14 protein-coding genes are annotated in these 12640 nt (G+C 36.4%); 5 read left to right on the top strand and 9 right to left on the bottom strand.

Features of this window, described 5'->3' with window-relative positions:
* Positions 1-308 precede the first annotated feature (308 nt).
* The 4 genes from ATS74_RS14525 to ATS74_RS14510 all read right to left on the bottom strand — a co-directional run bounded on the left by ATS74_RS14525 (position 309) and on the right by ATS74_RS14510 (position 3249).
* Positions 309-800: a hypothetical protein gene (locus tag ATS74_RS14525; RefSeq protein WP_152996122.1), complete on the bottom strand. Its 492-nt coding sequence runs from the start codon at positions 798-800 to the stop codon at positions 309-311.
* Between the two features lie 65 nt (positions 801-865).
* Positions 866-1153: a hypothetical protein gene (locus tag ATS74_RS14520; protein ID WP_058549592.1), complete on the bottom strand. Its 288-nt coding sequence runs from the start codon at positions 1151-1153 to the stop codon at positions 866-868.
* A gap of 209 nt (positions 1154-1362) precedes the next feature.
* Entirely contained in the window at positions 1363-2178 is an 816-nt protein-coding gene (locus ATS74_RS14515) for a DUF4145 domain-containing protein (RefSeq protein WP_058549591.1), read from the bottom strand.
* Positions 2179-2220: 42 nt separating this feature from the next.
* Entirely contained in the window at positions 2221-3249 is a 1029-nt protein-coding gene (locus ATS74_RS14510) for a hypothetical protein (protein WP_058549590.1), read from the bottom strand.
* 139 nt (positions 3250-3388) lie between these two features.
* Between ATS74_RS14510 and ATS74_RS14505 the strand changes: the two genes are divergently transcribed.
* A complete protein-coding gene (locus tag ATS74_RS14505; RefSeq protein ID WP_058549589.1) occupies positions 3389-3601 on the top strand; it encodes a hypothetical protein in 213 nt (70 codons plus the stop codon).
* Positions 3602-3674: 73 nt separating this feature from the next.
* On the top strand, positions 3675-4154 hold the full coding sequence (locus ATS74_RS14500; RefSeq protein ID WP_058549588.1) for a hypothetical protein: 480 nt from the start codon (positions 3675-3677) through the stop codon (positions 4152-4154).
* Between the two features lie 31 nt (positions 4155-4185).
* On the opposite strand, the gene ATS74_RS14495 is transcribed toward ATS74_RS14500, so the two are convergent.
* The 4 genes from ATS74_RS14495 to ATS74_RS14480 form a co-directional block, all read right to left on the bottom strand.
* Positions 4186-4854: a hypothetical protein gene (locus tag ATS74_RS14495; RefSeq protein ID WP_058549587.1), complete on the bottom strand. Its 669-nt coding sequence runs from the start codon at positions 4852-4854 to the stop codon at positions 4186-4188.
* A gap of 72 nt (positions 4855-4926) precedes the next feature.
* On the bottom strand, positions 4927-5337 hold the full coding sequence (locus ATS74_RS14490) for a LexA family protein (protein ID WP_058549586.1): 411 nt from the start codon (positions 5335-5337) through the stop codon (positions 4927-4929).
* Between the two features lie 493 nt (positions 5338-5830).
* On the bottom strand, positions 5831-6079 hold the full coding sequence (locus ATS74_RS14485) for a hypothetical protein (RefSeq protein ID WP_058549585.1): 249 nt from the start codon (positions 6077-6079) through the stop codon (positions 5831-5833).
* Between the two features lie 119 nt (positions 6080-6198).
* Entirely contained in the window at positions 6199-7854 is a 1656-nt protein-coding gene (locus ATS74_RS14480; RefSeq protein ID WP_058549584.1) for a hypothetical protein, read from the bottom strand.
* 219 nt (positions 7855-8073) lie between these two features.
* Here ATS74_RS14480 and ATS74_RS14475 point away from each other — a divergent pair, with 219 nt between their 5' ends.
* The 3 genes from ATS74_RS14475 (at position 8074) to ATS74_RS14465 (ending at position 10076) form a co-directional block, all read left to right on the top strand.
* Complete coding sequence (locus ATS74_RS14475; protein WP_058549583.1) at positions 8074-8661, top strand: hypothetical protein; 588 nt, start codon at positions 8074-8076, stop codon at positions 8659-8661.
* Positions 8662-8758: 97 nt separating this feature from the next.
* Positions 8759-9670: a zinc dependent phospholipase C family protein gene (locus ATS74_RS14470; RefSeq protein ID WP_058549582.1), complete on the top strand. Its 912-nt coding sequence runs from the start codon at positions 8759-8761 to the stop codon at positions 9668-9670.
* 4 nt (positions 9671-9674) lie between these two features.
* Positions 9675-10076, top strand: a complete 402-nt coding sequence (locus ATS74_RS14465; RefSeq protein WP_058549581.1) for a hypothetical protein — start codon at positions 9675-9677, stop codon at positions 10074-10076.
* A gap of 236 nt (positions 10077-10312) precedes the next feature.
* On the opposite strand, the gene ATS74_RS19765 is transcribed toward ATS74_RS14465, so the two are convergent.
* Entirely contained in the window at positions 10313-12583 is a 2271-nt protein-coding gene (locus ATS74_RS19765; protein WP_082660621.1) for a putative bifunctional diguanylate cyclase/phosphodiesterase, read from the bottom strand.
* Positions 12584-12640: the final 57 nt, after the last annotated feature.

The raw sequence follows: 12640 nt of genomic DNA, 5'->3' as shown, positions 1-12640 counted from the left end.
TGCAACAATTTACCAGTTTCACAGAACAAACAATAAAGCGTGGTAAAGCTTTACTGCTACAGTTGCCACCTAGTAGTATGAGACTTTATTGCTTAGGATGATAATTTATTAGATGGAATGAATCATTATTATTCACCGACAATTACTCACCATAGAAGATGGTGAAACTACACATACAAACGCACTGGCCATAGAAGACATGGTTACATCGTTCGAAAAACTAAGCCGAATGATACACAAATACTAAGCCCATAAAAAACCCGCTAATTAAGCGGGTTTTAATTTTTATTAATCAGAACAACAAAGTGCTAATCAATCGTTTTTGCCTTATACAAGCGCATAAGATCATTATAAGCATCAGCTAGAGCGTTTCGTGAATCATGGCTTTCATTCTTGTTATAGCTTTTAGGTATATTTTTATTGTTTACATACATAGTAGTCGCTACTTCTAAACGCGCACTAGCTGCATTGATTTTTGCGGTTTGAAACATTAGTTCAGCTTGTTTGGCTTGGGCTTCTGCAGCTCTATGTAACTCCCCTCGTTGGTTTGATAATTCATCACGGGACAATTTTAGTTCTTCCCTTTGTAATTCTAACTCTTTACTTTGAAGGACAATCGTATAAATAACACCACAAAATGCAAGCCCAGTAAATAAAGTGTTTATAGCTCCAAACATACCACCAAAGGAATTTCTAGCATCCCAATTAGGCAGTTCAAAATAAATAACCAGTCCAAGAGTAACTTGTATTAATGCCACTAAACCAAACATTATCCATAATGCTCTGAATTTTTTCATCATGCTCACTTAAATATGTAAAATTAATAAAGGAATCTCGACCAATTTATCACGATCATTATATTTGTTTAATAGCTATTTTGAGCTTTCAATGTTTGATAAGACTTAAATGAAAACACCACAGCAAAAAAAAGAGCTAGAAGGAATGGAATATAATAAATGATAGAGAACTTCTCAAATAGCGCAGTAATTACAGTTGTGTGTTCTTTGGTGTGCAGGCCATATCCCCAATTAAGTAAATAGCCAGTCAGTAACCACAAAAGCATTGAAATAAATGCACCAACTTGCCAAAAATAGCCTGTTATTTCGAAGAGCATATTTATAAATTCTGAAGAGTTATTTTTTCTACGAGCCATGCTGTCCCTGCAACTAGAAATACGATTTGTCTAAATTTAAGACACTCAGCCACCTAAAGCAAGAGCTAATAGATGACATAATGATCAAAAGTACTAACAGCAAAAAAAGCAAAACTATTAGTGCAATAACGTAAAAGCCCGAAAATTTATAGTGGGCTTCAAAGATCATTCAATATAAAAATTAAAATACCTGTAATTAATACCCACACTTAAGGCTTTAGACTTAATTGTTTGTGCGGTTTTTTAAACTTATCTTGTAATTGAAGTGCTACCTTTTCAATTTCAGGTTCTATGTGTTTTCGCCTGAATATATCGAGTACCACTTCAAACACTTTGTATGAGTCTAATAAGTCATCTTCAGTTATTTTATCAGCATGCGTCGCTTCATTCCCTACAAGCCGAAGTGATTGAAGCCAGCGCGCCTCTAAAGGAAATTCATCAGCCATAGCCTCAATGTTTTGATAGAGATTTCTCTCTTGTGTATAACCTAACTCTAAGCATAGCTTTTCAACCGCCCTTCTTAGCCGATTACCCGAAGAACAAGTGTCAGAAAAAAAGTGATTAAACGAACTTAATAACTCTTCATTTATAGAGGTCGGTGTTGTATCGCTCAATGGAAACAAGGGTAAAGGCGGGTTGAAGCTTTCTACTTTAATTTGTCTAACCGATGTATCATTATTTGGTATTTTAGCTAAGCCAGTAGATGACACATTTTCATTACACATACCACACTTGAAAAATGCAATAAATTGCGAAGGTTGGTACATTGCCCCATCAGCGGCAGTAAGAACAAGTGCTGCTAACTTAAAGAAGCTATTATCTTCTTTATTTGCGAAATCCATTAACTCATTGTCTTTAAACTGTTCCTGATAAGCTCTTCTTGCTTGCCAAGATAATTTCCTAGAAGTAAAGCTTTCAGTATCTAATTTAAGATTCATACTTTTACAGTATGGGCATGGTAAAGCGGGATAGCTCTCTAGAAAATGTAGTTTGGACACGTTAGCCCATAATTGCTTATTAAACATAGAGTTTCCTAAAATATTTTAATTTACCAGCCATGCTACCTATTATCTACTTGGAACACCCAATATTCTTAATATTTCATTTTTAACGCTTCGTAGCTCATGAACTGGTAACGAATCAGGCGCTTTGTTAAATATACTATACCCTTTAGCATATCTTTCTCTATAGCTATCATAAGCATCTGAGGTATAGCTATTCATCAAGTACATATTAGGCTTACCCGATAAACTATTAAATAATCTCAATAGCTCCTCTTGATCTAATTCGTTTTCTTCTTGCTGTTTAAAATAAATATCTCTCTCTTCTTCATAATCATCTGCACTTTCATCAAACAAACCGTAGTAACCAGGACTGAATGCATAATGGGTTGATACTGCAACCATCAATAACGCGAGTTTAGTTTTTTCATTTTTTTTCTCTGAAAAGCTTTTAGCTAAATTTCTCAAGTTATAAAAAGCTCTTACGTTGCGATCTTTAATTTCATTAATTTTCGCAGGCCCTATTATCAAATCAGGCTCTAAAACATCAAAGTACTTTTCAGCCATCATAAAACCAATATCGATAAATACAAAATCATAGTTATCTATTATCGGCTTTAAGCCATTAGGAGAAGTAGAGTAAGGTATATTTACCAAGTCATTCGTAGAATTCAAATTATTTGAGCTTTCAATTTCTATTGTTCTGGGGAATGGGTAGTTATGTTTAATAGACATTTCACCAAACATCGCACAGCCATTACGATCAGATATAACAAGCACTTCATAGCCATCAGCCATTAGCGCGGTGCTAATATCAATAGTAAGCAATGTATGCCCAGCTCCTCCTTGGCCACCATAAAAACTAACAAGTTTCCCTAATTTACCTTGCTTGTTAGGTGGGTAAGGTAATCCATGCTTCAAACAAAACAACTCAAGTGTTGCTGGCGGTATGTTCAAACTGCTACTAGCAGTCACCGGCGCTTCATACCTTTGCCATAATCGCCGGTTCTTATAAACACTATCTGCCGCTTGCTGACTCGATAAACCTAATTTTTTACGTAATTCTCTTAAGTTTTCGGGAGTAATTCGCTCCATTTAATACGTCCTTTTTAATATACAACACAAAACACGAACTTTACGACGTAATTTATACCATAGGACGTATATCTTTTCACTTTTTAACGCACAAAATTACTTGTATCTTTTCCTCAACGAAAACAGCAGGAAATACCAAATGCAAAACAACAAAGCGCTACAACTTAAAAACGAACTAGATAAAAACATCTATCAAGCAGAAGCCGCAATTAACGCCCTATGTATTGAAGATCACTTTGAAGCAATGGATAAAGACACCCTAGCAGGCATGCTGTGGGTGTTATCAGACAACCTAGAAAAGATAAAACGAAGTGTAAAAGGTATTTCAGTATATAAAAACCCGATTAATTAGCGGGTTATGTTTACACCTTATAAAATAGTTAGGTAAGATAGAAAAACTAAAAATGGCATTTAAAGGACACATAATGCGTAAACTAACGACCCTAACCCTTCCTATATTTTTGTACGCATGCGCTAATGTGAATATGGTTCCCCATGATGTAGCTATGGTCGATTTTGATGCACCAGAAGGTAAAACAGGTTGGTCACAATATCAACATGTTGAAACATTCCATGGTTATACAAGCGACCAAATTTACGATGCTGCTAAAGTAGCATTAGGTAGTGCTGGATTCTCTTTACGCATGGCTGATAAGTCCAAAGGCGCTGTTATTGGTGAACATGGTATGACCGCACATGATTGGAACGTCATTGCTGGCGTGTACTTTAAGGAAGAAGAAAATACAACTAAAGTAAAGATTATAGCTGAAGGCTCTAAAGACATAGGATTCAGCGGCGATGTAACATCAGACGGCTGGACAGGTAAGATTTTACGGGCAATGCGCCAGTATTTAAACGAAACGCATCAAACAATCTTGAAAGTTAATAAAGCGGATATTGAATAGTTACAAAATCCGCTTTTATTTAAAAGTTAAGTTAGCAATATTTCTCAGAAAAAACAGCTAACTCCTGAGCTCGTAATGGTTCCCAACCATTTTGAATAGCAAACCTCTTTACTAACTCAGGAGTTAAAGAGTTTGTATTTCTGAGAGAAGAAAACAATCTTTTAGCTAAGTCTTTATCAGATGGATGAGTTAGACCTGTTGACATATTTATACTACGGCCTAACCTTAGTATCACTTCCTGAGCTTCAGAGCTAAGAGCATCTGTATCAATAGCCCAAGTTGTAGGCCCAATAATTTTAGGATTCCAAATTGCTAACCAATCTTTACCTTCATCTTCCCTCCAAGGCAAAAATACAATCGCTTCTGACCTTGCTGAATCAACTAAATTCATATCATTTTCTGAAGTATAAATAGCAAAAATCACTTCGTTATTTGAAAATTTAGCAATACTTTTGGGTGTTCGAAAGGAAAGCTTAATATCATCGATCGCATTAACTGTGCCACCATCTAAAATTGTCTTTGTTGCTTGCTTGCCTAAAAGGTTAGCTACGATAGAATTCTTAAATCCTTGCTTCGTAGGAAAGACTATTATTATATTTGTAAGTGACATTCCCTTACAAACCTCTAATGCCGTATAAAAAGCCAGTTCAAGATTACCTTGGTTTGGCCCTGTATTTTCTACGATAAATCGATTATTCATATATCTTCCTTATAAAGATCACTATATCCAATAAGTGCATACCTACATCTCAACTATACAACCTCAAAAGATTCAATCAAATTTTTTTAACTCTGCGCAGTACTTATGTAGCCTAATACTCCTAGTAACAACACCTTCTAAGCAAAAGCCATCTTCAGGTGATATATAGACAGGAGCATATTCATCTGATGCAGACATTAGTAAACGCTTTTCTTTATGGATTATTTTGCAAACAAAGCAGCCATTGTAAGTAGCCACCACTACATCGCCTGTACTTACATCAACAGCACGATCGACAATTAACAAATCACCATCAAATATCCCTAACCCCTGCATAGAGGCCCCTGATGCAACCCCGATAAATGTAGCAACAGGGTGTTTTATAAGTAACTCATCTAGAGTTAAACCCAGCTCTTTATATTGAGCAGCCGGCGATTCAAAACCTGTAATACCCGCCTCAATATAAATAGGAATAACAAACATACACGCACTCAAAAGACACTGTTCATTTATACAGTATAGATTAGATCGATTCATTTTGAAACGATAAGTGTTGGCTTAGGAAAGTAAGAGTTTTGATTAAGATTTTCTAATGAGTTGTTTATATTGGATTTTACTGATAACGTAAAAACTCGATTTGTAACAAGCGCCCTAACCGCTTGATTTTATTGAATTGTAAAAATGATAAAAATTGCAAAATTAACTGTACATAAAATCAGTAAATTTAACTTTTAGTTCTTAAATTACAATAACTTAACTAGATATAGCGTCACATCATGGGGTGGCAGGGGTCGAGAGTTCGAATCTCTCCATACCGACCATTAGTTCCTCAGAGTAATCATTCCAATTTTTTATATTCAATGCCGTCATACCTTAAATTACTCTTTATAAAGTTATGACTAAATTAAAAGCTATCTCATAAAGCCCAGCAATACATAAAAAAAGCGCCTTAAGCGCTTTAAAATTAATAACGAGTTTAGTGCTTACGCCCTACCCCATTTCGAACTATGTCTTTGCCATTTTCAAATACTTCTGTAGTAATACCACGCGCTAGTAATAGCTGCTGGCGGTCGTCAAATACCGCAACAAAGTGGCTGCCGTCTTTATTGTTAGTAGCCATTCCTACGCCTGCAACACCTGTTAAACCTAAGCCGCCGTTTTCTACAGCGAGTAAAAAAACTTCAAAGTCTGCTAAGTTATCTATAATGTCGTTTTCGTTATTCATAAAAGCTCTTTGTTAGTCGTGCTTATTAAAGCGATAAGCATATAGTTTAATATAACCATATTTTATAGGGCACTTAAGCAAACTTAAACCCTTTACATAGAATGCAGCGCCTGTATTTTTTAAAACGTGCTAAGTGCTAAATTTAAATTACTTATTGCACAACCAAATTCTTTTGCATTCACGCGGTGATAGCTTGTATTTTCAGTGATACTAAAACCAATTAAAAACTCATCTTGTTGGGCTACAGTACTTTGCTCTTGGCTTAAACACATTGCCTGAGTGAGTGAGCGTAATTTTGAGCCATACAAAATATCGCCAAAACGCTGCACTGGCAGCGGAGGAATTTTTATACTTGGCAGTGCTTGATTTACAGTGCGCTCACTTAAGCTAAATTTGTTATTTTTAATATCTATTACGCTACCAGCTGGCCAATAAGAATAGTTGTAAAGCGTTTTAGCGCCTTGCGTTTTATCTTGGGTATTTGCTGTTAAGTGCACCACTCCACCACTGCCTAATACGGTAATTAAATTATTCCCGGGTGATTTAATTACCACCAAAGCGGTATTTTCATCAATACCAAAGCCTTGCTGTAATTGCTCATCACTTTTGGTTTTTGTGCTTGTTTTGCTTAACAATGTTGCAAGTCTAAGCGTTCTGTTTTGCTCGCTAAATTGGCTATCGAGCAGGCCATAATTAAAACTACCAAGGCCACCAGCTGCTGTATATGTAAGCCGTTGCTGCTTAGTGGCTTTATCACCTCGTAGCGCCCCAACGCTTGAGCCGCCTGTAACAATTGCAGTATTTAAATTACTTTTAGCTGCACTTTGTACTAAGCTGCCAGCCCCTTCACCTACAATTACAGGGCGAGATTGTAGTGCTTGTGTCCACGGGTATGGGTTATTGTTTTGATCGAATAATACTTTACGAGTAAGGCTTACATCGCCATCGTTAAACATAACGCCTGTACTGTTTTTTATAAGGCTAGTTAATGCGTGTACACCACCTTTACACAGTGCCATTTCAGCTTTTGTTTGCTCAGGGTAAATCACCTCTCGGTTATAAACCCCCATTTCGCTTTGCCTAAGTGCGGGTAAATTATTACAGCTATTAGTTGTAATTGCTTTGGCTAAGGCAGGGGTAAGTGCTAACCACTGAGTGTTGATATTTGTTGAATCAAAAAGAGCTGTAGAACGGCTAGCCGAACTGTATGGGTCTTTGCTAGATGCTGTAATAACAAGCATGCTTGGATTGGGGTTATTTACTTTTAAGCTGCCCGATATAAACTGCAAAATATTGTTAGTACTATTTTGAGCATTTAGTGCGGTGTTAACTTGTACTTTGTCAGCTTTAAATTCCTCTAGCATATCTATCACAAAGTTATACTCTTGCTTTGATAAGCTATTTAGCCCTTCGTTATTTATATCGCGCCACTGCCATAATAAATCACTTTTTGAGAGCGACTTGGTGCTTTTATTAAGCACTTTAGCTAATGACTGTACTGCAGCGTTTTTATTGTTTGTATTATTAGTTGGCCAATTTAAATTTATTTGTTTTATTTTGGCGTCCGTTACTTTAAACCAGCTATGTTGTTTACCTTTAATCTGCTGACTATTTATGCAGTTTTTAGCGTTGCTGCTGTTACAGGCATTCAGTGTGCTGCCCGCTAAAATGAGTGTTTGGCTTTGCTCCTGGGCAGCTGTGTTTAATGATATAAAAGCAGGGAGTATGGTAAATAAAAGCCGCGTTCGCATATTTAATAAAAACAAAGTGCGCATAAAAGTCTCTAAAGTGTTGCCAATAATATTTGTGCAGTTTATCAGTATGCTAACCTTGGCTAAATACCTATTTACACAGATTCGGTCATGCTTTGCAGTTATTTATTTAGCACCAAAACAAACCATTAAACAATGACTAAACAAGTTTAAACAGTGCATTTATTGACCAGGCGAATTGTTTAACATACCGTGGATTTTTTATTGTAACAAAGGTGAAATATGGACTTTTCTAATGAGGAGCTAAATTTTTTATCTGAGTTATTTAAACCAAGCGAAAAATCACACCCACATAACTCCCATGTGTTAACTATGCAAAGCTCTGTACCTGCAAGCATTGCTCATTTACTAAGTAACGCCAACTTAACCTTACTTGCTGAGGTTGCTCATTATCAATTATGGTTTCCGCTAGAGTTAAAAATTAATGGCGATGGGGTAATAAACCCAATTCTAAATGCCCCTGAAGTTATAGACACAAAAGGCACGCAACGTAGCTGGCGCTGGAGTGAGCTAAATATTAAAAGCCAAGGTTTTAAAATTGAGTCAATATCAAGTACAGGTATATTTTTAAAACCCTTAAGAAAAGGAAAGCAACTTAACAAGGTTGAGCACATGGAGTTTATGCTGCCCAATAAAGAGAGTATTTCAATAGATGTAGAGCCCGTAAGGCAAAGTACATTAGGTATAGCGGCAAAAATAACGCATATTCATAACGGGCAAGAACACCTTAGAGCCTATTTATTTGAAGAGCACAAACGAAAATTTGCTAAACTTTACCAAAATGGCCAACTTATAGAGCAACTTAGTTAACCTTTACTCTGGCCTAGTTAATAATTCCTCCTTACTCTAATGCATTTAGGTATGTTGTGTTAATCTTAGTGTTCTAAAAAATCATAAGGATATGACAATGCCAGGTGCTTTTGCCCATATTACGGCGGCGAATATTGCCACTGAAACTAACTCCCTCATAAACATGAATATCCCTAATAAAGCTAAGTTAATTTTAACTCAGCGCCAAGCCTATGTTGAGCTTGGCTGTGTAGCGCCCGACTACCCTTACTTAGCACTAGCGCAAGCCTCGCAAAATGCATGGGCCGATTTAATGCATTACGAGCGCACCGGCGATTTGATAAAAGTAATGGTTGAGTATTGTAAAACTTTAAACGGCGAGGCATTTGAAAAGTGTTTTGCATGGTTATGCGGTTATATGACCCATGTTGCGGCCGATATTACAATTCACCCGGTTGTAGAGTTAAAGGTAGGTCCGTATGAGCAAAATAAAACCGCGCACAGAACCTGCGAAATGAATCAAGATGCCTATATTTGGCAACGCTTAAATTTAGGTGAAATTGGCTACGCCGATCGAATAAAACATAATATGGGGTCGTGTACTAACTCCTCGGGAGATTTTGACCCAGATATTATAAATATATGGCAGTATGCGCTAACAAGCATTCACCCTAATTATAACAATGAGCATGCACCAAACTTTAATGCTTGGCATAAAGGTTTTCAGACTGTGGTTAATAATGTAGAAGAAAGCTACCGCTTGTTTGCATTTGCAAGGCACGTTGCTGCCGATATGGGCTTATTTTACCCCCGTCCTGATGAAATAAACCCAACTTATATTGAGCAATTAAATACGCCTAAAAACCTTATGCATTACGATGCTATTTTTGATTTTGCGGTTAAAAATATTCAGCATTACATAAGCATTATTGCTAACGCTGTATTTTTAGATGCCGATTTAAAGGCTATTAAAAACTGGAATCTAGACACAGGTTACGACGAGCAAAATAACTTAACTGCATGGAATTAATAATATGAAAGACTTACTTTTAGCCACATTATTAATGTTGGCAATGGGATGTACTACTTCATCGCAAAACAAAAGCCCAGAGCTAATGAGCGACCTAGCCTCACAATTAAAAGATATAACCACTGCAATTGATGGCACATTAAAATTTAGTGATACAAAATTTGAGTCAACAGATGCTCTGTTAATGGCCTCTATAAATAACGATTTAAGCAAGCTTGCACCTTTTAAGGCATATACACTTATTATTGATGTTCAAAAAAATAATGTAGTATTGCTTTTGTGTGATAAAAACTCAGCCTTAATTGAAGATGTAGGTTGTACCGCACAATCAGATATACAACATTGGCAGGCTAAAAAAGCGCAAAAATGCGATGTTACTGTAAATGCTCAGCAATTTTGTAACTAAGCATTTAAATAACCTGAACTCTGGTTAAGGGATTTACTAACGTATTTTATCATGATGATATTTAAGATTATTTTCTCTAGCCAGAAATTTTCAGTGAAAACAAGGCGAATTTACGCGTCAATAGCTAGTCTATTGCAAGTAAATTCAACACAGTGAGCGCTTAAAATAGCTGCGAGAGATAGATTTATTATCCACAGCTCAGGTTGAATACTAAACACTATTCAATAAAGCTTTTATTAAACGGTGTTTAGCTCTTTGGATTTAACATGGCTAAACACTAACCCTTTGCGATTAATATGCGCCTCTAATCTTTTAGCAGGCATCGGTTTAGCAAAGTAAAAGCCCTGAAATTCTTTACACCCCATTTGCGCCATTACGGTTACTTGCTCTGGTGTTTCTACGCCCTCAGCAACACATTTAATATCAAGCTCTTCACACATAACGTGCACCGCTTTTACTAAGCTCTTTTGCCTTGTAGACGTGGTTACTTGGCTAATTAAAGAACGGTCTAGTTTTAACTTGTTTATTGGGTACTCAGCAAGACGCGCTATATTAGAATAACCAACACCAAAATCATCCACTGAAATAATAAAACCCCACGACTGCAGCGTATGTATAAGTTCTAATGAGTGCGCCTGATTTGCCTCTAATGATGTTTCTGTCAGCTCTAACTCTATTTGATGAGGCTTAATATTAAAATCAGCTAAGTATTTTACTAGCTTAGACATAAAGTCAGCTTGGCTAAAATCAAGCAGTGAAATATTAATTGCCACTGGTACAGTTGGTAGCCCTTTTTGACTCCAATCGGCTATTTGTGAGCATACTTTTTGAATTATCAAATCAGTTAACCGGCTAACCATTGCGTACTCTTCCGCTATTGGAATAAACACGCTTGGCGATACAACTCCAAGTATAGGGCTATCCCACCGAGCTAGTGCCTCTAAACCAATACACTCACCACTTGCAGTTACTTTAGGCTGATAATGTACGCTCAAGTCACCTTGCAAAAGTGCTTCGTCGAGGAGCATTGAAATTTCATACTTTTCTAAAAATGCCTGTGAAAGCTTTTCATCATAACCACATAAAGGTTCGCTTTTAGTAGCGTGTTTAAGTGCACTACTTGCATTAGTAAGTACCTCTGCACTATTTTGCCCATGCTGTGGGTAATGCGCATAACCAAACATAAAATTTTGCTGGCAGCGCGCATTATTAAGTTTGTACGTTTCATCGAGCGCATGCTTTATGGTTGGCAAAATTTTAGTTTTTAACTCATCATGTGATTGAGTGCCAATTATAAAAGCAAGCTTACCAGCGCCAATATGTGCGCATAAAAAAGGCCCATCTGGCATTATTTTCAAGCGTTTGTATGCATTAATTAAAAGTGCTTGAGAGTCTTGCTGTGCGAGTTTTAATTTTAAATATTCACTATTAGCTGTTTGTGCAACAACAATATAAAAACCGCGTTGATATTTAGTAATTAAGCGCTCACATTGCATCTCAAACCAATGCTTATTAGGGAGTTTTGTTTGTGGGTTTCGGTATTTTAGCCGTTTGTTTTCTTGCTCTATATTGGCTAAATTTTGCTTAATTATTTGCTCTTGAGTGCAGTCGTAAAATTCATAAACCCGATAATTTTTATTCATGGCTACTAAATAATTAGCCCTTAAAAATCGTCTTTTATGCTGTATGACCTGACTCATATTATTTGTTTTAACGTTTAGCTCAGGAACTAACGACGTTATATCAATGCCCTTACTTATCTGCTTTTTATTGACAGCAAATAATTTGTTGGCGCACTTGTTGGCATCGGTAATATTAAAATGTTCATCTACAATAATTTTAGCTTTATCTGACTCTGTAAAAAATGTCTTGTATAACTCATTTTTATCTATTAATAGTGAATTAGCCACACTCATCGATTTATTTAATCGCTTTGCAGCGACGATAGTTCTAGCCACTGCCAGTGGAATACATATATTAAAAAATAAGAATATGAGCCCAGTTATATATAGATTTGCGCTTGGGAGCTGCTGAGCTATACCCGTAACGTTTGATAGGTCTATATTATTAATGATCATATAAAACGGCACTATATTTAGTACAGCGTAAAATGTGGCCGTTCGGTTACCAAGTAACATAAGTGCAATTATGGGGCAGGAATACATATACATAGAGCCCACTTTAGCGAGCTCTAAGTCAGTTAAAAATAAGTTCATACAGATACTGGCAATTACAATAGCAGCTAGCAAAGCATGCGCACTTTGTTTGTAAAAGCGCTTGCTGGCCAAGACTAAGCCAGCAGAAATTGTTAAAAAGCTAAAGGTAAGTACTACTATATAAAGTAAATCAAGCTCTACAGCCGTAGCGAATGTATGCCATGCTACGCCAAAGCATAACAACATCACTAAGGAGGAAATAATACGAAGTGCGCTAACCCGCCAGTGAGCCACCTCATTATTATGGGTGTGGTGATCGGACAGCAAAAAGTACTTATTAAGAAAATGCATAATTAATAAAAAGTAAAAGCTCGATAGTTAATTAAACATTTTAAATTTGTTAAAATC

This window comes from Pseudoalteromonas sp. H103 (genome assembly GCF_001469205.1).
Taxonomy (GTDB): domain Bacteria; phylum Pseudomonadota; class Gammaproteobacteria; order Enterobacterales; family Alteromonadaceae; genus Pseudoalteromonas; species Pseudoalteromonas carrageenovora.
The sequence above is the reverse complement of the archived record's forward strand: the minus strand, read 5'-3'. Positions and strand labels throughout refer to the sequence as shown.

Bases quoted from the DNA above. Each gene is read 5' to 3' on its own strand.
- ATS74_RS14495 (WP_058549587.1), bottom strand. From the start codon at position 4,854: ATGAATAATCGATTTATCGTAGAAAATACAGGGCCAAACCAAGGTAAT.
- ATS74_RS14480 (WP_058549584.1), bottom strand. From the start codon at position 7,854: ATGCGCACTTTGTTTTTATTAAATATGCGAACGCGGCTTTTATTTACC.
- ATS74_RS14465 (WP_058549581.1), top strand. From the start codon at position 9,675: ATGAAAGACTTACTTTTAGCCACATTATTAATGTTGGCAATGGGATGT.
- ATS74_RS14475 (WP_058549583.1), top strand. From the start codon at position 8,074: ATGGACTTTTCTAATGAGGAGCTAAATTTTTTATCTGAGTTATTTAAA.
- ATS74_RS14510 (WP_058549590.1), bottom strand. From the start codon at position 3,249: ATGGAGCGAATTACTCCCGAAAACTTAAGAGAATTACGTAAAAAATTA.
- ATS74_RS14485 (WP_058549585.1), bottom strand. From the start codon at position 6,079: ATGAATAACGAAAACGACATTATAGATAACTTAGCAGACTTTGAAGTT.
- ATS74_RS19765 (WP_082660621.1), bottom strand. From the start codon at position 12,583: ATGCATTTTCTTAATAAGTACTTTTTGCTGTCCGATCACCACACCCAT.
- ATS74_RS14515 (WP_058549591.1), bottom strand. From the start codon at position 2,178: ATGTTTAATAAGCAATTATGGGCTAACGTGTCCAAACTACATTTTCTA.
- ATS74_RS14490 (WP_058549586.1), bottom strand. From the start codon at position 5,337: ATGTTTGTTATTCCTATTTATATTGAGGCGGGTATTACAGGTTTTGAA.
- ATS74_RS14525 (WP_152996122.1), bottom strand. From the start codon at position 800: ATGATGAAAAAATTCAGAGCATTATGGATAATGTTTGGTTTAGTGGCA.
- ATS74_RS14500 (WP_058549588.1), top strand. From the start codon at position 3,675: ATGCGTAAACTAACGACCCTAACCCTTCCTATATTTTTGTACGCATGC.
- ATS74_RS14470 (WP_058549582.1), top strand. From the start codon at position 8,759: ATGCCAGGTGCTTTTGCCCATATTACGGCGGCGAATATTGCCACTGAA.
- ATS74_RS14520 (WP_058549592.1), bottom strand. From the start codon at position 1,153: ATGGCTCGTAGAAAAAATAACTCTTCAGAATTTATAAATATGCTCTTC.
- ATS74_RS14505 (WP_058549589.1), top strand. From the start codon at position 3,389: ATGCAAAACAACAAAGCGCTACAACTTAAAAACGAACTAGATAAAAAC.